This is a genomic window from Amycolatopsis vastitatis (assembly GCF_002234595.1).
Lineage (GTDB): Bacteria > Actinomycetota > Actinomycetes > Mycobacteriales > Pseudonocardiaceae > Amycolatopsis > Amycolatopsis vastitatis.
In genome coordinates, this window is the sequence record NZ_NMUL01000081.1 from 1 (window position 1) to 26,554 (window position 26,554).

The following is a 26,554-nucleotide window of genomic DNA, read 5'->3' on the forward strand; positions in this document are numbered from 1 at the left end:
ATGCGTCCGCGGCAGCCCATTCCTGCCGCTGTGCCTCGCTGCCCCAGCGGTGGATCGCGAACATTGCGAGACATCCCTGCACTGACAGCAGGCTGCGCAGCCCGGAGTCCACCGCCTCCAGCTCGCGACAGGCGACGCCGTACGCGGTGGCCGAGAGCCCGGCGCACCCGTAGCCGTGCAGTTGCATCCCGAAGAGCCCGAGGGCGCCGAACTCTTTCGCGACATCGCGGGGGAGCCCGCCGTGGTCGTACCAGTCGGTGATCTGAGGTTGGAGGTCGGTCGTGGCGTATGCGCGCACGGTATCCCGCACGCCGCGCTCGATGTCGTCCAATTCGTCGTCGAGGACGAGAAAATCGTGTTTGTCAGTAATCACACCGATACCCTGCTTTCTGCAAGTTCAACCGCCGGCCGACGTCAGCAGCTCCTCGATCTCGGCGATGGACTGAGCGTTGTCCTGGTGGTGGATCCCGTGGATGCCGACCGCACGCGCAGCGGCGACGTTGGGCTCCAGATCGTCGAGGAAGATCATTTCCCCGGGACGGACCTCGAGCCGTGCGCAGGTTAGCTCGTAGATCCGCGGATCCGGCTTGCTCATGCCGACCTCGTGCGAGTAGACGATGTCATCTACGAGATCCTCGAACCCGTACGCGGCCTTTTCCCGTTCCCGGGCGCCGACGAAGCTGTTGCTCAGGATGCCAGTCCGATAGCGCGGGCGCAGCCCCCGGCAGTACTCGATCAACTCGGAGTTGCCGGTGCCTAGATACTGCTCCCAGACATCCGCCATGATCGCATCGGCTTGCTCCTTGGAAACGCCGAATCGATCGCTGATCGCCTGATGCACCTCATCCTCGGTGACCGCGCCGATGGCCCCGGCTGCCCAGACGTCCGCCAGCCGTCGGCCGATCTCACCCTCCGCAAGACCGATCCTGGCCTCCCACCGCCTGCTGACACCAAGGTCGGGCGCGATCTCCAGTACGTCGCCAATGTCGAACACCACCGCACGAATCGCCATGATCGCCACCCTATCGGGCCGCCGTCCGAAATCATGAGGTGACAGCCTGCGAATACGTCGCCAGGAACTGACGCAGCGCTCTTCCCGACGATTTGAACATCCGACGTCACCATTACCTCCCCGAGCCTGCCGCCCGAGTGCGCGCTGGACCCGGATGCGCCCGTGAACGAGGTTGTCGCGATGAGCCCTGCCAATACGACGACCAAGGCGATCGCCACCCTGGTCACCGAAAGCCGAGCGCGGCCTATGGCCGACCGGGCCCTGTGGTCAAGCGCACCGTTTGTCTGAAAAGTGCGGTCATGCTCTACTGGCGGACCGGGAACGATTCTCGTCACGTGAACGTTGGTGAGCGTATGTTCGATAATCTCGAAGGCGCGGTGACCGGGGTCGCCGATCGTGCTGTACGTGGATGGGTGCGCGATAAATCTTTCCCTTCGAGGATTCCGCGCTTGTGGGTCAAGGTCAACGGATTGCGCGCAGGCGAAATAGGAATCGACTGCTATCAGGTGAAAGCCGGGCGACGGCGTTCGGAAATCCAAGCTCACAGCTTTAGCTTTCCGATTGACCCGTACTTCGACTTCGTCGATCATATTGAGGTTTTCTTCGACGAGAACATGAGTGTCCCGCTGTCGTTCTCGTCTGATTTCGAGATCTGCGAGAAAAGCAACCGGCCGCCGGATCCGGGTGTGCGCCGGGAGACTCCTCCATCGTGGCTGCCCGGGGCGAACTGCGAGTATCCGTCGTTCTTTCTTCTGGGAGCAGGCAAGTCGGGAACGACTTCCCTCCATCACTACCTGCGGCAGCATCGAGACGTCTGCATGTCGGTACCGAAGGAGCCTTATTACTTCGAAACTGAGTACGTGAAGGGTCCTCAATTCTATTTCAATCGATATTTTCCGCACTGGAAAGGTGAGCCTGTCGTCGGCGATGCGAGACAGCGGCATCTCTACCTTCCGTTCGCGCCGGCTCGGATCTTCGCGCACAACCCACGGGCCAAGCTTGTCGCGATCCTGCGCAACCCGGTCGAGCGGCTGGTTTCCGACTGGTGGCACTGGCGTTCGCGAGGCATGGAGGAGCTTGACCTCGGAGACGCGTTTCGTGCGGATCTCGACCGCATCGACGCGGGGCTGGGGTATCACTCTGCGGAGGAGCAGGCCGCCTACGAGGCGACGCTTGCTGAGGACGGTAAAGGCATGTATCGGGTCTACGTCGATTCAGGCTACTATGCGGAACAGCTGCAGCGATACATCGATCTCTTCGGTCGAGAGCGACTCCACCTGGCCTGGTTCGAAGACCTGGTAGCGGATCCCTGGACGGTCACTGCTGAACTTTTGGACTTCTTGGGAGTTGATCCGGAGCCGGCCGATGAGTTCGAGTATCCGCACTTGAACTGGCGGAAATCAGGAATGCCGGAGAAGATTCCGGACGGCCTGGTTCAATCTATTGTCGAGCATTTCAAACCGCACAACAGAGTGCTCGAACGGCTGACCGGACGGTCCTTGGAGCATTGGGACAGTCCGACTTTCTAGAACTTTCCACCTGATTTCGACAGTGGATATCCCAATGATTTCAGGGGAGGATTTCGTGGATATCGCCTACGACCCGCTGTTGCTGGCGGATGACCCGTATCCGGCGTATCGGCGATTGCGTGCCGAGGAACCCGTGTACCGCGGCCAGACGGGAGAGGGCATCTCGTTTTGGGCGCTGTCCCGGTTCGCTGACGTCCAGGCCGCTGCGGTGGACTGGGAGAGTTTCTCGTCTGCTGAAGGAAACGATCTCGATGACACCGGGTTGTTGTTCGGCCCGGCTCCGGCGATGGACTGTGCCGATCCGCCCCAACACACGCGTATGCGTAACGTGCTGCGGAAAATGTTCAGCGCATCAGTGATCAACGAGCGGTTTGCTCCGTTGGTGCACCGCAAGGTGCGCTCGGCGGTGAGCGAGCTCGCCGGCCAGGAGGACGTGGACTTCGCGGAGGGTCTGGCGTATTCGCTGCCTGCCGGGCTGATTTGTGAATTGCTCGGTTTTCCGCGGAGTGATCACGGTCAACTCAGGGCGTGGCACTCCCGCCTGCTGGCGAAGATTCCGGGATCGATGTCGTTGCCGCCCGACGCGATGTCTGCTCATCGTGAGATGTGGCAGTATCTGACTGAGCAACTTGCCGATCGGCGGAAAAGTCCACGTGATGACCTGCTGTCTGTGCTGGCCTCCGCTCAGTTGGGGGGCGCGCTCTCGCAGGACGAGGTGCTCGCGAACGTGATGTTCCTGTTCGATGCGGGCATAGTAAGCACTAATTCGACGATCGCGAGTGCGTTGCTGCACATGCATGAATTTTCGGATCAGTGGCAGCTGTTGCGCAGGTCGCCTGCGATATCCGCCTCTGCGGTCGAAGAATTTCTCAGATTCGACGCTCCGTTCCACTGGTTCAAGCGAGTGACTACCAGGGAGGTGAAATTCCACGACGTGTCCATACCGGCGGGAGCGCGGGTGATTCTTATCTGGGCTTCGGCGAACCGGGATGAGCGACGTTGGGAAGACTCGGAGAAGCTGCTGCTGGACAGGCCGGTGAAAAGTCATTTGACGTTCAGTACGGGAATCCACCATTGCGTCGGTTCATTGTTTGCAAGGCTGGAACTCAAGGTGTTGTTCGAAGAATTGGCTGCCAGAATGGTTGATTATGAGATCACCGGTGCTGTCAAGCGCCGGGTCACCCCCAGTGAGCGTACGATTGTGAGTTTGCCCGCGCGAGTGTTGTGGGAGAAGTAGCCGGCTCGGGAAGCGCTGCGCGTTCCGTTGACGGGCTTCTGCTCCGGGGACGCGTGGAACCGTATCGAAAGGCCGCGCGCCTCTTCGGCCAGCGCTGCTGGAGCTGTTCGGGATCGGCCCGTCCAGCGCTGCACGCCTGCTGGCGTGACATCGGTGGTGTCGGCCGGTTCGTCGACAAGGGACGGTTCGCGTCCTGGAACGGCACCGCACCGTTGGAGGCGTCGTCTGGTGATCGTCGTCGGCATCGGCTGTCGCGGGCGGGAAACCGCAGGATCAATCGGGTGTTGCACGTGATGGCCATTGTCCAGCTCCGTCACGACACGCCCGCCGTGCCTGCTACCGGCGGAGATCGGCGGAGGGCAAGACGAGCATGGAAGCGATGCGGTGTCTGAAACGCCGTCTGTCCGATGTCGTCTACCGTCGGATGGTCCGTGACGCGGAGCGCTTGGCGGCAGGCTCCGGAGGACATCCGGGGGGCGGCTCCTGACTCCAGCGCGGCTGACCTGAACCCGTGGTCAGCACTTCGGAGCAGTCACTTCCCGAGCCTGCCGACTACAAGGATAGGGCAGCGGCTTCCTCGTCTGCTTGACGCAGAGGGGAGCCATGAGCGGACGACGGCCTCGGTGATTCCTCGAGCGGCGTACCGTTCAATGCCTCAGCCGGAGACGGCGAGCACGTGCTTGCCCAGCACACCGCCGCGTTCGAAGGCCTGGTGGGCAGCTGCGATGTCGGCCAGCGGGTACACGCGGTGTACCACCGGGCGAAGCACGCCGGCGGTGACGTGGTCGGCCAGCTCGTCCAGCACAGCGGAACCGGGATTGGCACTGAACGTGCGGATGCGCCGGGAGCCGTGGATGCTCGACGCCGCGATCGCTGCCAGGGCGGGAGCCGAGAGCCCGACGGTGACCATCCGGCCGCCCTTGGCCAGCCGGCTGCGGTAGCAGTGCAGCTCGGAGCCGACCGTGTCGAGGATGACGTCGAACGGCCCGATCTCCTCCGAGGTGGTGGTGCCGTAGTCGAGGACCTCGTCGGCCCCCAGGTCACGCAGGACCGCGGCGTGGCGGTCGCGGGCCAGCGCGGTGACGTGGCCACCCATCGCGTGGGCTAGCTGCACCGCGGCGGTGCCCACGCCACCGGCCGCGCCCCGGACCAGGACCCGCTCGCCCTCGGTCAGCCGGAGACGGTCGCGCAGCGCGATCAGCGCAGTGCTGCCCGCGACGACCAAGGATGCCGCCTCGACCGCCGAGACACCCGCCGGTGCGGGGCTGATGCGGTCGGCGGGAACCACGACGTACTCGGCTGCCCCGGCGACGGTGTGCCGTTGCCGGGGGTGCACCATGCCCCACACCCGGTCCCCGGCGTGGTAGCTCTCGACGTCGGCGCCGGTCGTGACGACGACGCCGGCGAAGTCCAGGCCGACCCCGATCGGGAACGTGCGGCCCGACACCATCTTCAGCCCACCGGCGCGGATGATCGTGTCATGGCCGTTGACGCTGGACGCCTCGACCGACACCAGGACCTCGCCGGCGCCGGGGGAGGGGCGCTCGGTTTCGGTGACGCGCAGGACGTCCGGTGCTCCGAAGCTGGTGATCTGTGCGGCTCTCATGTCGGGTTCCTCCGGTGATCGGTCGGTATGCCACCGATCCTGGGACCTGCCCGCGGAAACTCGGTCGTTCGCGTTGTCCTGGGTCTGCCGGACCCACCTTCGCCGGGCGCGTCCCGGGCATACTGGGCCGGTGACCGATGACCCCCGCCGCGCGCTGGCCGATTTCCTGCGGACCCGGCGAACCCGGGTGCGGCCGCAGGACGTCGGCTTGGAGCCGGGGCCGCGGCGGCGTGTCGCCGGGCTGCGCCGCGAGGAGCTGGCCCTGCTGGCCGGGGTGAGCTCGGACTACTACCAGCGCATGGAGCAGGGCCGCGACGTGCGGCCCTCTGACCAGGTCCTCGACGCGATCGCCCGCGCGCTGAACTTCTCCGCCGAGGAAACCCGGCACCTGCACAGCCTCGCCGCCGCCGCACGCACGCCGAACCGGCCCGCACACGCGTATCCGCCGGAGGAGGTGCCGGCGACCACGCTGCGACTGCTGGCCGCGACGACCTCGCCCGCGTTGGTCGTCGGGCGCTTCCTGGACGTGCTGGCCTGGAACCCGCTGGCCGGCGTACTCCTCGGCGCGTTCACCGAGCTGCCGCGGGCCGAGCGGAACCTGCTGGCGATGTTGCTGCACCCCGAGGCCGACCAGGCCTGCCCGGAACGGTCGGGCACGGTCGCCGAGCTGACCGCGATGCTGCGGGCGCAGGTCGCCGCCGAGCCGGGGCACCCGCGCGCGGTGGAGCTGGTGGGTGAGCTGGCGGTGCGCAGCGCGGAGTTCGCGGGGCTGTGGGCCCGCCACGACGTCGAGGACACGACACGCGGCCGGATGCGCGTCGAGCACCCGCTGGTCGGAGAGCTGAATCTGGACTGGGACGCCTACCCGATGCCGGGCGCGCCCGGGCCCGTGCTCATCGTCTACACCGCCGAGCCGGGCAGCCTGGACGACGAACGACTTCAGCTGCTGGCAGGCACGCTCGACGCATCCGGCCACTCGGCGACCATGCGGTCGGCGGTCCACGCCGGATCCGGATCGCCTGCGGCATCGGACGCACACCGTTCCCGGGGTGGCTAAGGCACCCGGTACCGAGTCCGGATGCTCCGCCGGCTCGCCGACGTCCTGCAGGTCGCGGTGATTCGTGTGCGGTCAGGACCGCAGCGCGATCTGTATTCCCCGGACCAGTTTCATGAACTGCTGTGGGCTGACGGAGTCGATCGGGTTCGGCGCCGGCGTGCCCTGGGTGCGGGCGAGGACGATCTCGTCGGAGACGGCCCGCAGGTGCACGATGACCAGCCCGGGCGGGACGCAGAGAAGGTATTGGCCGAAGTTGCCGATCGCCAGGAATGAGCCGCGCCCCAGGAGCCGTGGCAGCCACCAGAGGTAGCCGTAGTCGAGTTGGACGCCGGCGCCGCGATCGACCTGGACCGACGTGCTCTCGGCCACCCAGGTCGCGGGTACGACTTGCCGGTCGTGCCACCGGCCGTCCTGCAGCATCGTCGTGCCGAGCCGGCCGAGGTCACGGGCGGAGAGGAAAAGGTGGTGGGAGAGGTGCTCGGAGATGTCGGGGCGGCCGAGCAGCCGCTGGCGGGCCGGGTCGAAGTCGTCGAAGCCGAGCGGTGCGGCCAAGTCCTCGGCCAGTGCGGTGAAGACGGGCCGTCCGGTGCAGCGTTCGAAGATCGTGCCGAGGGTGTTGAAGTCCCAGTTGTTGTAGTGGAACAGGGTGCCAGGCGGTTGTGTGCCCCGGGCCGGCGCTTCGTCCTCGGGCCCGGCGGCGGCCGCTGGTGGGTGGTAGACGCCGGAGCTCGAGGTCAGCAGGTCGCGTACCGTGGCGCGGCGTTCTTGCGGCAGGAGGCCGTCGATGTCGTCGATTCCGAGCTCGTCGAGGGTGGCGTCGAGCCGGATGGTCCCGTCGGCGACGGCGGGTCCGTAGAGGACGGAGAGGACGCTTTTACGTGCCGAGGCCAGGAAGGTGGGTGCGGTCGTCGCGCCGTGGTCGAGCACGGTGTGGCCGTGGTCGAGCACGAGGAACGCCGTGGTCGGCAGGGTTTCGAGCGCGTCGGCGATCTGCTGGAGGGCGGTCATGCCGGGTCCTGCGTCGGACGGCCGGCGAGTCCGAGGATCTGGGCGAGCGCGGCCGGCCGGGTGATGCCGTGCGCGGTGAGGGCCTGGCCGCCGGGGCTGCCGGGCGCGCGCAGGAGCGCGAGGAACAGGTGCGCCACCGCGACGCCCTGCCCGTGCGCCTCGGCGATCGCGCCGTCGATCGCCCGGCGGGCGTCCGGGCCGATGCCCGGCTGGGTGCGGCCGGGGATCGCGGCCGGCCGGTCGTCGTCCGGCTCCTGCTCGAGGGCGGCGCGCACGTCGGCCGGGTCGGCGCCGAGCGCGCGGATGACGGTGCCGGCGAGTCCGGCCGGGTCGTCGAGGACCGCGAGGAGGAGATCGCCGCTGTCGATCGCGTCGTGGCCGAGCCGGGTCGCGCGCGTCTGAGCGTGGCGGAGGCAGCCGAGCGCGCCGTTGTCGAAGGGCTGCAGGACGCCGGCGCGGACCAGATCGTCGAGGGTCAGCCGCGCGAGGAGTGGTCCGTATCGCTGTTGTGCGCCTTGTCGGCTGAGGCCGCGGGGCGCGCCGATGTCCGTCCACGAGCACCCTTCGGCGCGTGCCATCTCGACGAAGAAGCCGACCAGGCTGTCGCCGAGAACGTTGAGTTCACCGGCGATCCGCTCCGCGGCAGCGATCTGCCGGACGGGGTCGCGTGGCTCGTCGATGCCGTCGAGGAGTACCAGGCCGACGAGTTCGGGCAGGGAGGCCATCTGAGCCATGTCAATATGTTAGTTGACACTCGATGTAAGTCAATAGATTTGTTGGCGTTGGCGGGTCGGCAGCGCGGCTGCCAATGGTGAGGTGGGGTGGTTCGGTGTGACAATGCCGCTGTGCTCGCACCCTTTGGAGAGCTGTCGGACGTGGCCCGGGTCGTCCTGGTCACCAGCGCCGGGGCCTTCGCGATGGGCGAACTGGCGCAGGCGTTCCGCACGCGTCGCGGCGCGAAACTCGTTGATGTTCGCGCGGAGGTCGTCTTCAGGGTGATGTTCTTCGTCGCGATTCTGCTGTGGCCGATCGGCCGCGCGATTTATCCGGCTGCCGGCATCGGCGGAGCATGGCTGTTCCCGCTCGGGACTGTGATCGGGTGGCTCGGCCTGCTCCTGCGCTGGTGGTCCTTCGTCAGCCTGGGAAAGTACTTCACCGTGACGGTGCGGACGAGCGAAGATCAGCTCGTCGTGGAACGCGGTCCCTACCGAGTCCTGCGTCATCCGAGCTACACCGGCCTGTTGCTCATCTTCTCCGGCGGCGGTCTGATCGCGGACAACTGGGTCAGCGCTGCGGGCGCCGACGCTGTATTGCTGGTCGCCCTGATCTACCGCCTCCGCATCGAGGAACGCGCCCTCGAAGAAGCTCTGGGCAGCCGCTACCGGCAGTTCGCCGAGGACCGGGCTCGGCTCGTTCCCTTCGTGTGGTGACCCGAGGTACCGAGCCGGTCAGCCGTCGCCTGGGAAAGCTCGTGAAGCTCCTCGCCAGATCGCGCGCACATCGGCATGACAGGACGTATGGTTGTCGAACTGCTGCCGCTTGCTCGCGGTGCCTTGCAGTCGGCAATTGGTTGGCGAGCCGCGACAAGAACAAGTGCGACCGACTGGGTCGTCGACCGCGGGCACGACTCCGAGCCGCGGCTACAGAACTTCGGGGACCGTGCCACCGGCGGGAACCTTGATCAGTACTGCCGATGTCGGTTGCCGGGCAGTTGCGACCGTAGCGCGTACCGAGGTATTGGCTGCGGTCGCTTCAGCCTTCCTGCGGGGAGTGTGAATTTTGCAGGGCGCCGCTGATGTCCCACCGACACGTGGCAACTCGGCGGCGGCCGGAGACCTCCTGTCGCGGGCTGAGTTCGTCCGTCGGTCAGTCGCCCCATTCCTGCTCGAACGTGACCGTGACATCGGGGGCGTAGGCCACGCTCCCGGCCGCGTCGGTCACCTGGCAGCGAAACACCGCGGTGCGGAGCGTCGTCTTCCCGGGCTGGATGAACGTGGAGAAGCTCGTCGACGGCTCGCCGGGGTTGCTCGCGGAAATGTTGGTGCTGGAAAGCCGTTGCCACAAGTAGCTGTACGGCGCCACGCCGCCGGTGGCGGTCACCACGACCGGAGGGTCGTACCGCGGCGGATCGGAGAAGTGCCGGTACCAGTCCCAGCTGGTCGAGCTCACGGTCGGCGGGTTGAGCGGCACAGCGCGCGGCGCGGCGGTGGCCGGTGTACCGGCACCGGCGACCGCCAGTGCGGCGAACAACGAGGCCAGGCAACGGAAGAGGCGCGTGCGGGTCATCTGATCCCCCTCATGAGAAGCATTCGAACGCGTACCTGGAACAGGCCGGAGTGTAAGCGCTTTTCCGGCCGCGGCAGCGAAATTGCGCCGAGCGGGGTAGCCGGTGCAGCCGTTCCGCCGCGGCGAAGGGGAAAACTCCGCGAGCCCGCGAAGAAGCGGCGGCTCCACGCCGAAGAAGCGTTCCGGGCTCTGATGAATCAGCCTCCGGCCGAGCGGGTCAGTTCGTGCACGGCCGTCCCCGCGGTCAGGCGGAGCTTGTTTCCCGTGCAGGTGAATCCGTCCTTTGCGCCGGCATCAGCCGGGCGATTCACGAAGTTCTCCCGGATCAGCTTCTCGTCGATGAGCAGACGGCTGACCACGGCGACGTGCGTGGCTTCAAGAGCTGTATCAGTGGGTGCTGATCCGCACGGCCGCTCTTCGGCCCGCGGTCGCCGAGCTGGTCGAGGAATTGGCCGACCGAGCCCCGGTCGAAGTCGACGTGGTCCGGAAGGCATGGTTCACCACCTCATGACGAAGCCTCCCGATCCTGGTCAGCACGGCACGTGTTCCGACCACTTTCGCGGCATGAGAGTGCGTTCCGGAGGTCAGGTGGAAGTGGGTCGGGCGCAGTGCGAGGCCCTCTGGCCGCGCCCACCGCTACAGGCCGCTCGAGTACCTCTGGCGTCGGGCGACCTGGCTCCGCACGCCGTGACTCGCGGGGAGTCGGACCGTCACGACGAGGCCGCCGGACCGGCCGGGCCGGACGTCGAGGTCGCCGCCGTGTGCGGTGACGATGGCCGCCACGATCGGGAGGCCGAGGCCAAGCCCGTCGCGTGCGGTGCGTTCCCCGGTCAGGCGGGTGAACGGCTGCAGCAGGCGGTCGACCTCACCTGGCGGGATCACCGGGCCTGTGTTGGTCACCGTCAGCGTCGTGGTGCCCGCCTCGGACTCCGTCGTCACCTCGACCGTCCCGTCCGGGATGTTGTGCCGGACGGCGTTGTCCACGAGGTTGGCGACCATGCGTTCGGCCAGCCGCGCGTCGCCGAGTATCGGCGCCGGCGACAGGTACGTCCGGATCTCCTTGTGCGACGACACGACCGACGCCGTGACGGCGCGGAGGTCGACGGGGTCGCGGCGGTCGAGGCCGCGTTCGCTGCGTGCCAGCGTCAGCAACGCCTCGATCAGCCGTTCCTGCTGCTCCCCGGCCGCGAGCACCCGTCCGCACACCGTCCGCAGCCCGGCCACGGTCGCGTCGGGGTCGGCGAGTGCCACCTCCAGCACCGTCCGCTGCCTGGCGAGCGGCGTCCGCAGCTCATGCGACGCGTTGGCCACGAACTGCCGCTGCGCGGTGAACGCGTCGTCCAGCCGGGCGAGCAAACCGTCGAACGTGTCGCCGAGCTCGCGCAACTCGTCGCGGCGGCCGGTCATCGCGAGCCGCTGGTGCAGGTCGCTCGCGGAGATGTGCCGCGCCGCGGCTGTGATCACCCGCAACGGCCGTAGCGCACGTCCGGCGAAGAACCAGCCGAGACCGACCGACACCACGGTCATGATCGCGAGCGCGGCGCCCGACCGGAACAGCAGCAGTCGCAGTGTCTCGTCCTGCTGTGCGGCGATCAGCCGCTGGGCCTGTGCGGCGCACGCGTCGAAGTCGGTGCCGGTCGCGGTCGTCTCACCGGACAGTGTGCAGACCTCGATCACGTCCGCCGGGCCCGCACGCAGCTTCACCACCGGGAAACCGCCGGCCACCAACAGGTACGTGATGAGCAGCAACCCGGCGCCGGACAGGAGGAAGAGTCCGCTGTAGACAGCGGTGAGCCGCCACCGCACGGTCGGGGTGAACCTCATGGGCCGATCCGGTACCCGGCCTGCGGCACGGTCTCGATCAGCGAGGGCTCGCCGAGCTTGCGCCGCAACCGGCTGACCGTCACCTTCACCGCGGTCGTGAACGGGTCGGCCATCTGGTCCCACACCCGCTCCAGCAGCTCCTCAGCGGGCACGATCCTGCCCCGTGCGGCCAGCAGCAGCTCCAGCACGCCGAACTCCTTCGGTCCGAGGTCGAGAAGCCGACCGTCGCGGCTCGCGGACCGCCGTGCGGCGTCGAGCACGAGACCGCCCGCCTCGAGGACCGGTGGCAGCGCGGGCTGGGCCCGCCGGAACAACGCCCGCAGCCGCGCGACCAGCTCGGCGAACGCGAACGGCTTGGGCAGGTAGTCGTCCGCGCCGAGGCCGAGACCGTCGACGCGGTCCTCGATGGTCGCCGCCGCGGTCAGCATGAGCACCCGGCCCCGGCAGCCGTCGGCGGCCAGCCGCGCACACACGTCGTCGCCGTGCCGGCCGGGCAGGTCCCGGTCGAGCACGATCACGTCGTAGTCGTGGACCTGCGCCGCCGCCAGTCCCGTCACGCCGTCGAACGCCACGTCGACGGCCATCCGCTCGCGACGCAGCCCGGCGCCGATCGCCTCGGCCAGCTCCACGTCGTCCTCGATCACCAGCACGCGCACCCGCGACAGCGTGCCGCAACAGACGTTGCACCACGGTTACATCGCGGCTGTAACCACGGTGCAACCACGACCCGCGTACTCCTGGTGATCATGACCCACCACTCACGACGCGCCGTGCTCGGCATGCTCGGTGCGGCACCCCTCGCCGCGGGACTCCTTCCCGGCCTCGCCACGGCACACGCCGACACCGGCCTCGCGGGCCGGATCCAGGCGGTCACCGACAGGCCGGAGTTCGCGGGCTCACGCTGGGGCATGCGGTTCCAGGTGCACGGCGCCACCAAGCCCATCCACGTGCTGAACCCACAGCAACGGTTCGAGCCCGCCTCCGCGGTCAAGCTGTTCATCGCGGGTTCGGCGTTCGATGCCCTCGGGCCCAGTCACCGGTTCCGCACCACGGTGCACCGCACCGGCCCGGTCGTCCTCGGCACTCTGAGGGGCGACCTGACGTTGGTGGCCGGCGGAGACCTGCTTCTCGGCCCGCGCGTCCGGCGGGACGGCTCACTCGCGTTGCCCGTCCCGGACCACTCCTACGGCACCGCCGGCCAACCGATCGCCGGCGATCCCCTCCAGCAGCTGCGCCACCTCGCCCGCCAGGTCGCCCGCCACGGAGTCCGCCGCGTCGACGGCACCGTGCGGGTGGACACCTCGTTGTTCCGGCAGGGCACCGAGGCACTCCCACAGGGCAACCTCCAGCTGCCGGTCTCTCCCATGATGATCAACGACAACATCGTCGACGTCGTGGTACGCCCCGGCGACCGGATCGGCGCGCCGGCCACACTCCGGGTGACACCGGAGCTCGGCTACGTGGATATCGTCAACGAGGTGACCACGGTCGCGACCCCGTCGCGGCGCTTGGCCTTCAGCACGTCCGCCGGAGTGGTACGGCTGACCGGGAAGGTCGCTCTCGGTGCAGCACCCTTGCTGTGTCCGTACTTCGTGCCCGACCCCGCCGGTTTCGCCGAGGTCGCGTTCACGCAAGCCCTTGCCGAGGAGGGCATCGACGTCACCGGAAATTCAGTGACCACAGTGGACCGTCGCATGGTCAGGCTCGCCGAGCACGTCTCACTCCCACTCTCGGAGGAGGTGAAGGTGATGCTCAAGCTCAGCTCCAACGTGCACACCGTCTACTTCCCCTACCTGGTCGGCGCGATAGCCGGCGGTGACCCGGACACACCGAAAGCGACGGGCCAGCGGCTCCGGCGTGAACTCGTCGTCCGGGCCGGCCTCGACCCGGACGACCCGGCGAACGGCGGCTACACGCCGGACTACTTCGTCCGGTTCCTCGAGCACATGGCCCGGCAGCCGTACTTCACCCGGTACCGGGAGGGACTGCCGGTCATGGGCCGGGACGGCACCCTGGCAGACGTCCTGCCGAACTCTCCCGCCGCGGGACGCGTGTTCGCCAAGACCGGCACCGGCGGCACCAGCACCGGCCTGTACAAGGCGATGGCAGGCTACCTGTGCCTGCCCGACGGCACGCTGGTCGTGTTCGCGGAGTTCATGGAGAAACCGGTCAGCTCCCCGGAAGAGGCGTTCGCGCTGGAAGGACGCGTCGGCGTCGCGCAGGGCGAGATCGTCACCGCCGTCTACGAGTCCCTTGTCCACTGAGAGGAAACCGATGACCCTCCACTCTCGACGGTCAGCGCTGGGCCTGCTCGGCGCGACCGGCGCTCTGCTCGCCATGGCCGGTCCGGGTGTCGCGCAAACTGGCTCCGACCTGCGCCCCGGCGGACGCCTCGACCGGTTCGTCGCCGACCGCGCGGCTGCCGACCAGTTCTCCGGCACCATCCTGGTCGCACACCGAAACCGCCCCGTGTTGACCAGCTCTCACGGCATGGCCGACAGGAGCCGTGGCATCGCCAACGACCAGAACACGGCCATCGACCTGGCGTCGATGACCAAGTCGTTCACCGCGGTCGCGCTCACCCAGCTGGTACAGCGGGGAGAAGTGGCACTGCACGCGCCGTTGGGTGACTACCTCGACGGCTTCCCGGCCGACGTCGCACGGGTGACGATCCACCAGCTGCTCACCCACACCGCGGGCGCGGGGAGGCCGGGTCTCACCAACCAGCGCCCGCCCGGCGAGGAAGAGTGGGATAGCGAAACCGATATCTGGCTAGGCATGCTGGCCTACCTGCGCACGCTGCCGCTGCGCTTCACGCCAGGTTCGCAGTGGAGCTACAGCAACGACGGCTACTTCCTGCTCGGCGCCGTGACAGCGGCGGTGGCGGGCGTGACCTACTACGACTACGTACGCCGAAACGTGTTCGCGCCGGCTGGCCTGACCCACACCGACTTCTACACACGCCCGCAAGTCATCGCGGACCGAACCATCGCCCACGGCTACCTGAGCCAGCCAACAGGCGACCGCGTAGACATCACGACCACGCCGTACCTGCCCTACCTCGGCAGCCCGTACCACGGCGCGTTCTCGTCAGCGCCCGACCTCCTGCGGTTCGCCACCGCACTGCACGGGGAGAAGCTGCTCAACCCCGCCTGCACACACCTCGTCACCAGCGGCAGGCACCCGCTCAGCCCGACCGACCGCCCGGTACTCGCCGGACAACTACAGCTCTACGGCTACGGCCACGTCGAGACGATCGCGGGAAAGGACCGCATAGTCGGCCATTCCGGCAGCGGCCCAGGCCGATCGACCAATATCGACGTGTTCCCGGACGCCGGTTGGGTGGTCGTCGTGCTGAGCAACTACGACACCTCCATCCGACCGATCGTCGAACTGGCACAGGAGCTGGTCAGGTCGGCGGTACGTCGGGAGTGAGCAGCCGCTGGTCGGCGGCCACGCCAGCAGCACGGTCCCGGACGCCGACCACGGCACCACCACCCGAGAACGCCGCCACCGCCGCTCCCGACCACCAGCTCACCACACCGGAATGGTCACCAACAGGAGGCGAGATCTCCCGTGCTCTGGCGATGAGGGAGGGGGCGACGTCCACGCCTTCGACATCCACGAAACTCTGCTCGGCAAGCAGCCCCGACAGCCACCCGTAGCCGTAGCCGAGGATCCGCGCCTGGCGGTCGATCTTGTCAAGCCACGTCGGTTCGACCGGATGGCTGATCTCGTCGGATGCGATCGATCTGACAAGGCGGTCGGGCACGGAGCCGGGATCACCCGCGAGGACGACCAAGTCCTTGCTCGGAGCAGCAGCGCAGGCAACCGTCGGACCGTCGGTACGCTCTCTCGTCGGTTGCCCACGCGAACTACCCGCCTCGCAACCCGCGGGCTCGGCTGACCACTTCTCGCTGAACATCGCCGCCGCCGTGAGGCACGGGCGCGGCGCGCACTTGGCGGAGGAGTTCGGTACCGCGGTGCTGTCGGACCTGCGCGGGCGAATCCTGCAGCAGTGCATCCGCTACCCGGACGGCGGAGTCGAGACGGCCATTAGCGCGCCCGCGGACGCGGCTGCCGCCTGGGCAGGCCCCACCATCCCGACGGCTGTCGCGGTCCCCACCGGCGAGCGGGCCGACTCGGCGGGCATGCTGGTCCGGCACTCATCCCTCGACTAGTCCCGGTCGAGTGTGTGCGAGATTTTCCGAGGAGCCGCGGCCGCTTCCGTGCGCAAGTGTCTCCTAGCCGCGACCGAGACAAGCGTGATCATCGAGCACCGCAAGGAGTCGAACGTCGCCTTGGAGCACGAGATCCGAGCACTGCGAAATCGGGCGGCCGACTCCTGCCGGGTCCACATCGTCGTGCCCGACAGCGGCCCGCCCGACGACGAACCCGCGCCGGCGGCCAAACCGGCCTGAGCGCCGCTTTAACAGTCGTCTCAGATTCGCTCGATATGAAGTAGGCATCGCCGGGCGACGCATGGCCGAACGCGCCGCGCTCTACGGCGGCACGGTCAGCGCCGGCCCCCGCATCGGACGGCGGCTGGACCGTCTACGCGACCCTGAAAGGCAGCCGTTCATGATCTCTGTGCTCGTGGTGGACCCCCAGCCGCTGCAGCGCTTCGGGTTTCGCATGCTGCTGGAGAGCTCCCCCGACACCGAGATCGTCGGCGAGGCCGAGAACGGCGCCGAGGCCGTTCGGCGGACCACCGAACTGCGTCCCGACGTGGTGCTGATGGACATCCGCATGCCGGGCGTCGACGGGATCGAGGCCGCCCGGCGCATCGTCGCCGCCGGTGGGCGTTCGCGGATCCTGGTGCTGACGACGTTCGACATGGACCGGTACGCGCTCGCCGCGCTGCGGGCCGGGGCGAGCGGTTTCCTGCTGGAGGACACCCGCCCGGAGGAGCTGCTCGCCGGCATCCGGGCCGTCGCCGCCGGAGAGGCGGTGATCGCGCCGGCGCTGACTCGGCGGCTGCTCGACGCGTTCGCCGACCGGCTCGGCGATGACTTCGGCGGGCCCGTGCGGGAGGATCTCCGGCTGGACTCCCTGACCGGTCGCGAGCGCGAGATCCTGGTCGCCATCGGCCACGGCCTCACCAACGGCGAGATCGCGCAACGGTTCACGCTGTCGGAGTCGACGGTGAAGACCCACGTCGGGCGGGTCCTCGCCAAGATCGGCGCACGGGACCGGATCCAGGCCGTCATCCTCGCCTACGACCTGAGACTCACCCTGCCGGTTTAGCGCTTCGTCTCGCGCGTCCGCTCCGGTTATGCGGTCGCGACCTGCCCGTCGACGACTTGCACTGGCACTTTGGTCAGGGGTTTCGTCGCCGGTCCGCCGGTGACCTGGCCGTTGCCGTCGAAAGTGGAGCCGTGGCACGGGCAGCGGAAGCCGGAGCCTGCGGGCGTGATGGGGCAGCCCTGGTGCGTGCAGTCGGCGAGGAACGCCAGGAAGGTGTCGGTCGAGGGGCGCAACAGGTATGCGGCGGAACCGTTCGGTGTGGTGAAGCTTGTCGACGAACCGACGGCGACGGCAGAGACCGCAGCGATCACCGTCCGGGAGTTCGTTCCCGGGTCTGTCGGCTGGCTTGGTTCCGGGTTGGTGGTGGTGCGACGGGAAAGGGCGATGACGCCGCCGCCGAAGGCAGCGGCCGTCGCGGTGATCAGGCCGCCCCAGAGCAGAATGCGTCGCTCGGCGTCGTCTGGGGCGTCGTTCGGCGGGCGACGACGACGTATCGCGGCGCGCAGGTGGGCCGTCGTGGAGAACAGGCCTGCGTCGCCGGCGATCAGCAGCGGGGTCCAGGCGGCTGCGAAGACGATGTCGGCGCCGAAGTAGTACGGGCGGGTCGTCCAGCTGACGGTGAGGAAGAAGCTCAGCGCGAGGAGAAACCCGCCGAGTGCGGCGATCCGGGTGAACAGCCCGAGCAGAGTACCCAGCCCGACAGCGATCTCGCCGAAGGCGATGACCAGGCCGATGATGGTCGGGTGTTCGGCCGTGAACGACACCAGCGGGCCGATCGGCGAGGTTGTCGCGGCGTGCAGCATCTGAGCGTGGACGCCGAGGGGTGAGGTGTGGTCCAGGTAGTGGGTGTCGAAGATTTTGGAGAGGCCTGCGTAGAGGAATGTGCCGCCGAGGAAGACGCGCAGCGGCAGGAGTGCCCAGATCGGTATCGGTAGTGGCGCATTGGCCCGTGGCGTTGTTTCGCAGGGGGAAGGCTCGCGGGACAAGAGAAGTCGCCCTTTCACGTCGCGGCGGGAGGTTTCAGCTACGGCAGGAGTTCGGTGCGGACGTGTGTGAGCTCAGAGCTGTTTTCGGCTTGGTGACCCCAGTGAGCTCACACACGTTCGACGCTTCGTCAGGACTTGCGGGGGGAGACCGTCATGATGCCCGCGCACATCTCGTCGCTGGTGCCGTCGCCCCACACCACGTAGCGCGGCGGCAGCTTGCTCAGCTGCGGCAGCCGTTTGCGCAGCCCCGCGTCGTGCGTACACGTCACCCGCAGCGTGTCCCCCGGACCGATCTCCGCCGGCGACGGCAGCTTCACCAGTCGCTGGTTGTCGAAGTCGAACTGCGGCACGTCCAGCACGACCTTGGCGTTCGGTGTGCCGGGGTTGAGTTCGACCTTGATGGCCCGCCCGAGCAGGTGCATGTGGCCGAAACCGGCGAACAGCGTCATCGGCGCCTCCACCTTGTGGTCGCAGGTCTGGGTGTCGCCTGGCTTCGGCGTGCTCTGGCCGCACTCCTCCACCTGTCGGTCCGCGGTTTCGCCGACCTCCGGCCCGAACCGCTTCGTCACGTCCGCGATCGAGGCCGCCCGGTCACAGAGCGGACCCGACTCGCCGGCGGCGCAGGGCAGGTCGGTCGGCGCGTCGAGCGGCAACGTGTCGAGTTCCCTGGTCTGCGGTGTGCCGTCCGTCAGCCGCAGCCGCAACGCCGTGCGGTCCGACCCGCCCGGCTTGCCGTCGGTCGCGAGCAGGTTGTAGTGCATCTGGAGGATGACCAGACTGCCTGGCTCCAGCTTGAAGCCGACGTCCTGGGTGAACAGCGTCTCCGTGGCGCCCGGCGCCCAGGTGTCCGCCCACGTCGCCTCCCCCTCTTCCACTTCGGCGCCCTTCACACCGGTCCCGCCGAAACACTGCCAGCCGGGGCCGGGGGTCTTCGCGTCCTGCTCGCGTACCGCGGCAGCGCCGCCCGGCGGCACCGTGTACACGATGGCGTGGTGCGCGAGGGCGACATTCTCCGGCATGACCTGGGTCCCGGTCAGGAACGCCACCTTGGTCAGGCCCGGATCGACCACCTGGCACCGGTACTCGTCCGTGCCGCCGCTCTCCGGCGGCGCGGGCGTGTAGGCCTCGGCCATCTTCAGGTCGACGAACCGCTCGCCGGCGCGCAGCGGCTGCGGTGGAGCCGATGCCCCGCCCGCGTGCGCGCTGTGCGAGCCGGCCGCGGCGGGTGCCGCACTGTTGCCGGCGTTCGACCCGCAGGCGACGACAGCGAACGCCGTCGCCAGCGCCATGGTGGCCGCCCCGAACCTCCACAGTGGACTATCAGGTTTCGTCATAGCCTGAACGCTAGACCTGATTCCGTCCCATTTCGTCGTACTGCGGTCGTCATTCTCGGAAGGAGGGCGGTACGACGGTACTACTGAGCCCGAATTCCCGCCCGTTTTAACGGTCGTTTCAGATTCGCTCGGTACGAAGTAGGCGTCAGGCAAGCGATGTAACACGTATGTAGGAGGCCATTGAATGGCAGTCAACGCAGCGCCGTCCGGTGCCGCTGCTGGCGTCCTGTTCCTGGTGGCGCTCGGCGTCGACTACAACATCTTCCTGGCCAGCCGGGCCCGTGAGGAAACCGTGCGTCTCGGCACCAGAGCGGGCATGCTCAAAGCCCTCTCCGCCACCGGTGGCGTCATCACCTCGGCAGGCCTGGTCCTGGCGGCCACGTTCGCGGTCCTCACCACGCTTCCGCTGGTGATGCTGGTCGAGGTCGGGTTCCTGGTCGCCTTCGGCGTGCTGCTCGACGCCTTGCTGGTGCGGTCGGTCCTGGTGCCCGCCCTCACCCTGCTGATCGGACGGCGGATGTGGTGGCCGAGCCGGCTGTCCCGGCCGGTGGAGCTGCCGGACGGTCAACGGCCGCTCGTGAACGTTGAGGAGCCTGCGCTGCGACGGTGAGCGCGGCGGCACGGACGAGATCCGGGACGGGGACCCAGGCCCGTCCCGGATCTTTCATGGGCCCGACGGCCGCCCTTTGGTCCTGCGCCACGCGCCAGGGCCGGGCTCGGCGCATCGCGGCGTCCTGCCCGGTGGTGGGCCGCTTGTCCTGCGCCGTGCGGCCGGGGCTGGGGTCGGCGCGTCGCGGTGTCCTGCCCCGACGGTGAGCCGCGCGGGGCCATGCCCGAGGGCCGCCGTCCCTTGTCCTGCGCCGCGCCGCCGGGGCCGGTCAGTGCACAGCGGTGTCCTCCCCGGCAGTGAGCCACGCGATCGGGGCGAGCGGGGCCGCGGCCGGTAGGTCGACCCGAAGCAGCGCGCCACCGCGTGCGGACCGGGCGACGGTGACCCGCCCGCCGTGGGCGTCGACGACCCGCTGCACGATCGACAGCCCCAGACCGGATCCCGGCAACGCCCGGGCGCTGTCGGCACGGTAGAACCGGTCGAACACCCGAGGCACGTCGGCGGCGTCGATGCCCGGCCCGGCGTCGTCGACCTCGAGCACCGCCGACGCGCCCTCGGCACGGAGCCGGACCTGGATCGGCTGGTCCCCGGGAGACCACTTGCCGGCGTTGTCGATGAGGTTGAGCACCGCCCGTTGGAGGCCGGCGGGACGCCCGCTCACCCACACGGAGGTCACGTCGAGCGCGACCTCGATGTCGGGCACCCGGGAACGCGCCCGGGTCGCGGCGGCCACCACCACGTCGGCGAGGTCGAGCACCTCGGTGCTCTCGTCGCTGACGTCACCGCGCGCCAGGTCGGTCAGCTCGGCGGCAAGGGTGCTCAACTCGGCCACCTGGGCGCCCAGATCGTTGAGCAGCCGGGTCCGGCTCTCCGCCGGCAGTGCGCTGTCCAGGGTGCCGCGCCGATCGAGCCGGATCAGCAGCTCGACGTTGAGGCGCAGGCTGGTGAGCGGGGTCTTGAGCTCGTGGGCGGCGTCCTCGGCGAGCAGCCGCTGGGCCTGCCGGGAGTCCCGGAGCGCGGCGAGCATGTCGTTGATCGACTGGATCAGCCGCCGGATCTCCCCGCCGCCCTCATCCGGGATGGCGGCGTCGAGATCCCGGGTGTGCGCGACACGGACCGCGGCGGCGCTCAGCCGGTCGATCGGGGCCAGCCCGGCTCGCGCCACGGTCCGCCCGACAAGGGCGCCGCCGGCCACGCAGAGCAGCCCGATCAGCAGCATGCCCCACCCGAACCGGTTGTTGGTGCTGCCGTCGGTGACGCGGGCCGCCTGGACCGCGCCGTCGCCCGCCCGCAGCGTGTAGATGATGAGGTAGCCGTCGCCGTCGCTGTCGTTCGATTCCATCAGGTCGGCCGACGCGCCCTGCGCCACGCGCCCGGCGTGCTCGCTGACGGGGGGCAGCGCGGGTTGGCCGGCCGGCGTCCGGGTCGAGCCGTCGGGCAGGATGACCCGCACCAGCCCACCGGATCCGGGATACGGCGGTAGCTGGACCTGCGCCAGACCGGCGCGCTCCGCGTTCGCCGCCAGGACGCGGGAGTCGGCGCGTAGCTGATTCTGGGCGGTGTCCTGCAGCTCCCGGTCCAGTAGCTCAATGGCCACTTGGAAGGCCACGAACACGCTGACCGCGATGGCCGTCGCCGCGATCACCGTCAGCCTGGTCCGCAGGGACCGCCGGCGCCACCACCGGGTCAGCCGGCGCGGTTCCCGGCCGGCGGCCCTGCTCACGGAGGAGTCTCCCGCAACGTGTACCCCAGGCCGCGCAGCGTGTAGATCAATCGCGGCTCACCCCCGGCCTCCATCTTGCGGCGCAGGTAGCTCACGTATACCTGGAGGTTGTTGGCGGTGGTGCTCATGTCGAAGCCCCAGATCGCCTCGAACAGCGCGTCGCGGGTCAACACCCGGGTCGCGTTGCGCACGAGGACCTGCAGCAGGGAGAACTCGGTCCGGGTCAGGCGGAGCGGCCGCCCGCCCCGCCACGCCTCGAACCTGTCGGGATCGACCCGGACGTCGGCGAACGACAGGATCTGCGACTCGTCGTTGCCCGGCGCGCGGCGGCGCAGCAGGGCCCGCACCCGGGCCAGCAACTCCTCGGTGGCGAACGGCTTGGGCAGATAGTCGTCGGCGCCCGCGTCCAGCCCCGCGACCCGGTCGGAGACCTGATCCCGGGCGGTCAGCATCAGCACCGGCAGATCCCGGCCCGCCGCCCGCAACCGCCGGCAGGTCTCCACCCCGCCGAGGCGGGGCATCATCACGTCGAGGATCAGCAGATCCGGCGCGTCGTCACCGACCCCGTCGAGCACGTCGAGACCGTTGGCGACGGTGCTGGTGTCGTAACCCTCGACCTGGAGCACCCGCTCCAGCGACTCACGGATGGCCGCCTCGTCATCCGCGATCATGATCCGCACGCCGGCCCGCCCCTTCCCGTCGATGCTTTGCCGCTCATCCTCCCCGATCAACCTGAAGCCAGCATTAAAGCGTCGCCGCTGCAGAGGCCGCAGACGCAGCCGAGGGCTTCTTCGGGGCTGCCGGAGGGTAGGCCGCTGGGCAGGCAGTTGCTGCAGCACGTCCCGGACGACCACGATCGTGCAGGCCATCCTCGTCCTGCACGATGTCGAGAACCCGAGCTACCCAGGTTGAAAAACGTTCAGTGATGGTGATCGCGGGCGAACTGGGCCGGCGTCTGGCCGTAGTAGCGACGAAACATCCGGATGAAGTGGCTGCTGTCGGCGAACTGCCAGTGTGCCGCGATCTCCGAAACCGTGGGGTGGGACGGCGAGAGGAGCGCGCGGCGCGCCTGCTCGAGGCGACGTCGGCGGATGTACGCCGCGACGGGCTCGCCGGTTGACGCGAAGGCCCGGTGCAACGTTCGCAGCGAGACCTTGAGGTGGCGCGCCAGCAGCGCTGGTGTCAGGTCCGGGTCGGTGAGTAGTTGATCGGCGAGGTTGCCGGCCGCGCGGACCAGCGGGCCGGCCAGGCCGGGTTCGGTGCCGTCGAGATACCCGTGCAAAACCCCGCGGACCAGCTCCACCAAGGCGTTGCGGCTGGCGTGGACGCCGCTTTCGCTGAGGTCGCCGAGTGTCGCGTGGACAACACTCGTGTGTGCCAGCAGCAGATGAACCTCCGCGGCGGCGGCCGGGCCGGTCGCTCGCGTGCCGTCGGCGAACAAGCCCAGCGCCTCGGCGGGCAGCCCGATCACCTGGGCGGTGGTGCCCGCGGCGACGTCGTAGCCGGTGATCCCGGTCGAGCGGCTCAGCAGGAACTGGCCGGCGTCGACAGCTATCGTGTCGCGTTCACGTCCGAGGATGTAGGCGCCACGATGCACCACGTAGAGCCGTAGTTCGCCAATGTCGGGAAACGCGGAATCGACCCGTACGCGCGTGGCGGTTTCGAAGTCTGTGATGACTGAGTCCCCGACGCGAGACCACGAACGACGGCTCCGGCTGTGGCTTCGTGGTGGAACGCGGGCAACGTGAAACCGTCGCCGACCTGCGCTTCCCAGCCGTCGCGGAAGGCGTCGACACCGAACCGTTCGGTGTCCAGCCGAACCGAGCCGCGTACCGAGTCCATCCGGCCATCCAACCACGTGGCACGCATCGTCGATCGAGACGGCACGCGTGTCCAAGACCGCGGCGGTACCGGATTTCTAGGGTCGGGACGTGGATCCGAAAATCTATCTGCACCTGTACTTGCAGCAGGTGCGCGACGTCCTGGTGTGGAAACTCGACGGCCTGTCCGAGTACGACGCGCGCCGGCCGCTCACCCCGACCGGAACCAATCTGCTCGGACTGGTGAAACACCTGACGGGCAACGAGTTCGGCTACTTCGGCGAAGTGTTCGACCGACCCGCCCACGCGGGGGAGTGGCTGGTCGACCGCACTCAATCAGAGGACTTCCTCGCCCGCCCCGAGGAGACACGCGAGGACATCATCGCGCAGTACAAACGGTCGTGGGAGCACGCTGACGCCACCATCGCGGCACTCGATCTCGACTCACCCGGCAAGGTGCCCCACTTTCCCGAAGGCATGCGCGACGTGACCTTGCAGTGGATGCTCGTCCACATGATCACCGAGACCTGCCGGCACGCCGGTCACGCCGACATCGTCCGCGAGCTCATCGATGGCCGCGCCGGCTACCACCCAACGGTCAGCAACCTTCCCGACGGGTGGTCCGAGTTCCACGATCGTGTCGAGATCGCGGCACGTGAGGCCGCCCGTATCACCGGCGACCGCACGCGGGACACGTAGTTCAGAACGTCAGCAGGGCGAAGAAGCCGCCCACCACCGGGCGAGCCTGGAGACCGGTTGGCTATTGATCACTGTGTTGTACCAGTCGGTACGTCGTGGTCCTTGAGCCAGGCGGCCGTCCACATCTTCCGGGCGGCCTCGATGTAGCCGTGCCAGATGTCTCGCGGGTACGCCGTCGGTGGCCGCCCGCGAGACGTACGACTCGGACACCCTGCCAGCCATCGTGGGGGTCGGCTCATCGCGCCGATCCCGATGATGCCCTTGAACGCCAGGTTGACGCTGTGCGCGATGAAGCCGGTGAAGTCGTCCGTCTGGTCCTGCAGATCCGGGTCGAGCGCATTCCCACCAGCTATTCCGCCCACTGCTTGAAGATCGCGTAGTGGGCCTGCCGGCCGGGGTCGAGGCACCGCCCAGCGAATCGATGTCGAGGATCAGCAGCGCGGCTGATCGCTCTCTGATCGACCTGAACGCGCCTGGCCACCCGTCGTCGGCCGACTCGCGGCATGACCCGTCAGAGCCGGTGGCTGGTGTGGGTGAACTCCACAGTGGACAGCATCGACGTCTCCGAGGGGTTCGTCCGCTGCCGGCCGAAGACCAGGACCTTCGCCGGTTCGACGGCGAAGACCGCGACGTCGTCGTGGTCGCCTGCACGGAATCCGTTGTCGGTCGCTTCGTAAGCCCAGCTGCCGTCCCACTTCCGCAGCCACGCCGCGGCGAGCCGGTCGAGCGTCGGGCGGTCCGTGACGCGGCGGGCCACGCCTTCGACCATCACGTCGAGGGCATCGTCCCAGGCGTTGCGGCCCGTGGTCAGCACGACGTTCGGGTTCGCCGTGAGGTTGAGGTACTTCTGTTCGGTGGCGCCGGTGCTGAAGTGGACCGCCCCGTCCAGCCACACCGCGACCAGTGGTGTCACGTGCGGCCGGCCGTCGGCGCGGACGGTCGTGAGCCAGCTGATCTGGGCCTCTTCCAGCGCCCGCGTGGTTTCGGCCCAGCCGGTGGCTTCGGTGCCGGGGTCGCTGAACCGTTCGTCGAGCCGGGTTTCCATCGTCACTCCGTTCGCTCGGCCACGGATGCCGCGTAGGCGGCGTCGAGGCGCTCGGCGACGGTCGGGCCGTCCGGCGCCTGTCCGCGGCGGGTGCCGAGGTGAGTCTCGCGCAGTTCGTCCATGAAGGCTTCCCACAGCGGGGGACCGCCGGCGGTGAGCACTGCCGCGCGGGCCGCGTAGGCGTCGGCCACGGGCAGGTGCCGCACCCCCCAGGCGCTGAGCTGCGCGAGCACCGGGACGAGGTCGATCGCGCGTTCGGTCAGGCTGTAGGTGACCTTCTGCTTGTGCGACGCGTCCCCGGCCCGGGTGAGCAGCTCGTGCTCGACGAGCGTGGCCAGCCGGTCGGCCAGCACGTTCGACGAGATCCGTTCCTCACCGCCGAGCAGCTCCCGGAAGTGCCGCGCCCCGCCGAAGACGACGTCACGCAGGACGAGCAGCGTCCACCGGTCGCCGAAGATCTCCAGCGACAGGTTGATCGGACACCGCGACCGCGCTTCTTTCACCGCTCTCACCTCGAAACTGGTTGCGTTACGAGAGCAGTAGTACCCGGAACGACCGGTGGTAAACCGGGAGCGGTCAGCCGGCGCCGTGCGTTCCAGCATCCCGTCGGCGCTGATGTGCTCGTGCCGGACGTGTGCGCCGTCGCCGACCGCGCCGAAGCCGTCCAGCACTGGGTGGCCCAGCGCGGCCACGAAGTTGCCGTCACTCGCGCCGCCGACCGCTCAGCGCCGGGGGCACGACGTAACACCTAGGCAGTGCGGCGCGACCTCGGTCGATGTACTCCACGGCCCGCGGCGGCCGGATCGGCTCCGCCGTGGTCAGGGGAACGGAGAGAGTCCAGGCGAAATCACCCGTCTGCCAACACGGATCGGGTGACTAGCGTCTCCGCGCGGCCGCCCGGCGCACCCCGGACTTCAGTTTGCGCCCCAGGAACAACGCCGGCCACGCCGCCGCGATCCCGGCACCCAGCGGAAGCCCGCTCTGCCAGGCCGGCGCGCCGAGCGCCACCGGCTGGGCCGACTCCTGCGGGTTGTGGTCGGTGATCCCGCCCCACCGGCTCGGCGGGAGGACGATGATCCGCGCCTTGCCGATGATGTTGTCCACCGGGACCGCGCCGTTCACGCCGCCGCCGCCCTGGAACCGGGAGTCCTGGGAGTTGTTGCGGTTGTCGCCCATGACCCACACCGTCCCGGCCGGGACTTTGACCGGGTCGAAGGGCTTCTCCGCCTGGTCGGACGCGTCTTCCCAGTGGACGTACGGCTCGTCGAGCGCCTTGCCGTCCACGACCACGCGGTTCCGGTCGCAGCACTGGACGGTCTGGCCACCCACGGCGATGACCCGCTTGACGAAGTCACGCTCGTCCGGCGGGGCGAACCCGACCAGCGAACCGAGACCCTGCAGGCCCTGCACGACGATGTTGCTCGACTCCTGCGGCGCGATCTCGTTGTTGACCCACGCCGGCGGGCCCTTGAACACGACCACGTCGCCCGGGGAGGGCTCGGTGAAGTCGTAGGTGACCCGGTCGACCAGG

30 protein-coding genes and 2 pseudogenes are annotated in these 26,554 nt (G+C 68.7%); 12 read left to right on the forward strand and 20 right to left on the reverse strand.

Translation table 11 applies throughout. The features are described from left to right. Positions 1–373 (reverse strand): acyl-CoA dehydrogenase family protein (locus CF165_RS47235; protein ID WP_240522167.1); only part of this gene is annotated, 373 nt, incomplete at its 3' end. Between the two features lie 24 nt (positions 374–397). Then, positions 398–1,012: an HAD family hydrolase gene (locus tag CF165_RS47240; protein WP_093954166.1), complete on the reverse strand. Its 615-nt coding sequence runs from the start codon at positions 1,010–1,012 to the stop codon at positions 398–400. A 299-nt stretch (positions 1,013–1,311) separates the two neighbouring features. Here CF165_RS47240 and CF165_RS47245 point away from each other — a divergent pair, with 299 nt between their 5' ends. From CF165_RS47245 to CF165_RS53970, 3 genes are read left to right on the forward strand one after another with little or no spacing between them, the layout of a single operon-like run. Then, a complete protein-coding gene (locus CF165_RS47245) occupies positions 1,312–2,541 on the forward strand; it encodes a sulfotransferase domain-containing protein (protein ID WP_093954149.1) in 1,230 nt (409 codons plus the stop codon). Between the two features lie 55 nt (positions 2,542–2,596). Then, a complete protein-coding gene (locus tag CF165_RS47250; protein WP_158226955.1) occupies positions 2,597–3,778 on the forward strand; it encodes a cytochrome P450 in 1,182 nt (393 codons plus the stop codon). 53 nt (positions 3,779–3,831) lie between these two features. Beyond that, entirely contained in the window at positions 3,832–4,170 is a 339-nt protein-coding gene (locus CF165_RS53970) for a transposase (RefSeq protein ID WP_205661204.1), read from the forward strand. A gap of 263 nt (positions 4,171–4,433) precedes the next feature. Here the strand turns inward: CF165_RS53970 and CF165_RS47260 are convergent, their stop codons facing one another. Next, positions 4,434–5,384 carry an NADP-dependent oxidoreductase gene (locus tag CF165_RS47260; protein WP_093954151.1) on the reverse strand — a complete coding sequence of 317 codons (951 nt, stop codon included), beginning with the start codon at positions 5,382–5,384 and terminating at the stop codon, positions 4,434–4,436. 130 nt (positions 5,385–5,514) lie between these two features. On the opposite strand from CF165_RS47260, the gene CF165_RS47265 reads away from it, so the two are divergent. Then, complete coding sequence (locus CF165_RS47265) at positions 5,515–6,441, forward strand: helix-turn-helix domain-containing protein (protein ID WP_240522168.1); 927 nt, start codon at positions 5,515–5,517, stop codon at positions 6,439–6,441. Between the two features lie 72 nt (positions 6,442–6,513). Here CF165_RS47265 and CF165_RS47270 read toward each other — a convergent pair whose 3' ends face one another. Then, entirely contained in the window at positions 6,514–7,449 is a 936-nt protein-coding gene (locus CF165_RS47270) for a serine hydrolase domain-containing protein (protein ID WP_093954152.1), read from the reverse strand. Then, positions 7,446–8,183: a Clp protease N-terminal domain-containing protein gene (locus CF165_RS47275; RefSeq protein WP_093954153.1), complete on the reverse strand. Its 738-nt coding sequence runs from the start codon at positions 8,181–8,183 to the stop codon at positions 7,446–7,448. Before CF165_RS47275 ends, CF165_RS47270 begins: the two co-directional genes overlap by 4 nt. A gap of 141 nt (positions 8,184–8,324) precedes the next feature. Here CF165_RS47275 and CF165_RS47280 point away from each other — a divergent pair, with 141 nt between their 5' ends. Further along, positions 8,325–8,879, forward strand: a complete 555-nt coding sequence (locus CF165_RS47280; protein WP_205661205.1) for a methyltransferase family protein — start codon at positions 8,325–8,327, stop codon at positions 8,877–8,879. Positions 8,880–9,315: 436 nt separating this feature from the next. Here CF165_RS47280 and CF165_RS47285 read toward each other — a convergent pair whose 3' ends face one another. The 4 genes from CF165_RS47285 to CF165_RS47295 form a co-directional block, all read right to left on the reverse strand. Next, entirely contained in the window at positions 9,316–9,735 is a 420-nt protein-coding gene (locus CF165_RS47285; RefSeq protein WP_093954154.1) for a hypothetical protein, read from the reverse strand. Between the two features lie 197 nt (positions 9,736–9,932). Further along, positions 9,933–10,094 (reverse strand): hypothetical protein, encoded by a 162-nt coding sequence (locus CF165_RS51565; RefSeq protein ID WP_158226956.1) that lies wholly within the window; start codon positions 10,092–10,094, stop codon positions 9,933–9,935. Positions 10,095–10,371: 277 nt separating this feature from the next. Further along, positions 10,372–11,559 (reverse strand): sensor histidine kinase, encoded by a 1,188-nt coding sequence (locus tag CF165_RS47290; protein ID WP_093954155.1) that lies wholly within the window; start codon positions 11,557–11,559, stop codon positions 10,372–10,374. Further along, positions 11,556–12,215, reverse strand: a complete 660-nt coding sequence (locus CF165_RS47295) for a response regulator transcription factor (protein WP_093954156.1) — start codon at positions 12,213–12,215, stop codon at positions 11,556–11,558. Before CF165_RS47295 ends, CF165_RS47290 begins: the two co-directional genes overlap by 4 nt. A gap of 90 nt (positions 12,216–12,305) precedes the next feature. Here CF165_RS47295 and dacB point away from each other — a divergent pair, with 90 nt between their 5' ends. Together dacB and CF165_RS47305 are read left to right on the forward strand one after the other, a co-directional pair. Then, positions 12,306–13,823, forward strand: coding sequence for a D-alanyl-D-alanine carboxypeptidase/D-alanyl-D-alanine endopeptidase (gene dacB / locus CF165_RS47300; RefSeq protein ID WP_143268887.1), 1,518 nt, complete (start codon positions 12,306–12,308; stop codon positions 13,821–13,823). A 73-nt stretch (positions 13,824–13,896) separates the two neighbouring features. Beyond that, entirely contained in the window at positions 13,897–14,994 is a 1,098-nt protein-coding gene (locus CF165_RS47305; protein ID WP_240522169.1) for a serine hydrolase domain-containing protein, read from the forward strand. Here the strand turns inward: CF165_RS47305 and CF165_RS52310 are convergent. Continuing rightward, the gene (locus tag CF165_RS52310; protein ID WP_205661206.1) at positions 14,969–15,361 is read right to left on the reverse strand and encodes a class I SAM-dependent methyltransferase; all 393 of its coding nucleotides are present in this window, start codon (positions 15,359–15,361) and stop codon (positions 14,969–14,971) included. The genes CF165_RS47305 and CF165_RS52310 overlap by 26 nt on opposite strands. Positions 15,362–15,494: 133 nt before the next feature. Here CF165_RS52310 and CF165_RS47315 point away from each other — a divergent pair, with 133 nt between their 5' ends. From CF165_RS47315 to CF165_RS47320, 3 genes are all read left to right on the forward strand, one after another. Beyond that, positions 15,495–15,740 (forward strand): hypothetical protein, encoded by a 246-nt coding sequence (locus tag CF165_RS47315; RefSeq protein WP_093954159.1) that lies wholly within the window; start codon positions 15,495–15,497, stop codon positions 15,738–15,740. Between the two features lie 84 nt (positions 15,741–15,824). After that, entirely contained in the window at positions 15,825–15,980 is a 156-nt protein-coding gene (locus tag CF165_RS51570) for a hypothetical protein (RefSeq protein WP_158226957.1), read from the forward strand. Positions 15,981–16,140: 160 nt separating this feature from the next. After that, complete coding sequence (locus CF165_RS47320) at positions 16,141–16,806, forward strand: response regulator (RefSeq protein WP_093954168.1); 666 nt, start codon at positions 16,141–16,143, stop codon at positions 16,804–16,806. Between the two features lie 26 nt (positions 16,807–16,832). Here CF165_RS47320 and CF165_RS47325 read toward each other — a convergent pair whose 3' ends face one another. Together CF165_RS47325 and CF165_RS47330 are read right to left on the reverse strand one after the other, a co-directional pair. Next, on the reverse strand, positions 16,833–17,792 hold the full coding sequence (locus CF165_RS47325) for a TQO small subunit DoxD (protein WP_158226958.1): 960 nt from the start codon (positions 17,790–17,792) through the stop codon (positions 16,833–16,835). Positions 17,793–17,920: 128 nt separating this feature from the next. Next, entirely contained in the window at positions 17,921–19,126 is a 1,206-nt protein-coding gene (locus CF165_RS47330; RefSeq protein ID WP_093954161.1) for a monooxygenase, read from the reverse strand. A 220-nt stretch (positions 19,127–19,346) separates the two neighbouring features. On the opposite strand from CF165_RS47330, the pseudogene CF165_RS47335 reads away from it, so the two are divergent. Next, positions 19,347–19,736 (forward strand): annotated as a pseudogene (locus tag CF165_RS47335) (MMPL family transporter); the annotation flags it as partial. A 268-nt stretch (positions 19,737–20,004) separates the two neighbouring features. Here CF165_RS47335 and CF165_RS47340 read toward each other — a convergent pair. The 3 genes from CF165_RS47340 to CF165_RS47350 all read right to left on the reverse strand — a co-directional run bounded on the left by CF165_RS47340 (position 20,005) and on the right by CF165_RS47350 (position 23,059). Beyond that, positions 20,005–21,459 (reverse strand): HAMP domain-containing sensor histidine kinase, encoded by a 1,455-nt coding sequence (locus CF165_RS47340; RefSeq protein ID WP_093954162.1) that lies wholly within the window; start codon positions 21,457–21,459, stop codon positions 20,005–20,007. Next, entirely contained in the window at positions 21,456–22,139 is a 684-nt protein-coding gene (locus tag CF165_RS47345; RefSeq protein ID WP_093954163.1) for a response regulator transcription factor, read from the reverse strand. Before CF165_RS47345 ends, CF165_RS47340 begins: the two co-directional genes overlap by 4 nt. Positions 22,140–22,378: 239 nt before the next feature. Beyond that, complete coding sequence (locus CF165_RS47350) at positions 22,379–23,059, reverse strand: helix-turn-helix domain-containing protein (protein WP_205661208.1); 681 nt, start codon at positions 23,057–23,059, stop codon at positions 22,379–22,381. A 331-nt stretch (positions 23,060–23,390) separates the two neighbouring features. Between CF165_RS47350 and CF165_RS47355 the strand changes: the two genes are divergently transcribed. Further along, positions 23,391–23,978 carry a DinB family protein gene (locus CF165_RS47355; protein ID WP_205661209.1) on the forward strand — a complete coding sequence of 196 codons (588 nt, stop codon included), beginning with the start codon at positions 23,391–23,393 and terminating at the stop codon, positions 23,976–23,978. Positions 23,979–24,046: 68 nt separating this feature from the next. On the opposite strand, the gene CF165_RS54175 is transcribed toward CF165_RS47355, so the two are convergent. From CF165_RS54175 to lepB, 5 genes and pseudogenes are all read right to left on the reverse strand, one after another. Then, complete coding sequence (locus CF165_RS54175; protein ID WP_439098559.1) at positions 24,047–24,385, reverse strand: glutaminase domain-containing protein; 339 nt, start codon at positions 24,383–24,385, stop codon at positions 24,047–24,049. 104 nt (positions 24,386–24,489) lie between these two features. Continuing rightward, on the reverse strand, positions 24,490–25,023 hold the full coding sequence (locus CF165_RS47360) for a pyridoxamine 5'-phosphate oxidase family protein (protein WP_093954164.1): 534 nt from the start codon (positions 25,021–25,023) through the stop codon (positions 24,490–24,492). Positions 25,024–25,025: 2 nt separating this feature from the next. Then, a complete protein-coding gene (locus CF165_RS47365; protein WP_240522170.1) occupies positions 25,026–25,526 on the reverse strand; it encodes a winged helix-turn-helix transcriptional regulator in 501 nt (166 codons plus the stop codon). 81 nt (positions 25,527–25,607) lie between these two features. Next, a pseudogene (locus CF165_RS54180) lies at positions 25,608–25,745 on the reverse strand (M20 family peptidase); the annotation flags it as partial. Between the two features lie 154 nt (positions 25,746–25,899). Next, positions 25,900–26,554, reverse strand: a 655-nt coding sequence (gene lepB, locus CF165_RS47370) for a signal peptidase I (RefSeq protein ID WP_093954165.1), incomplete at its 5' end; no start/stop codon positions are given.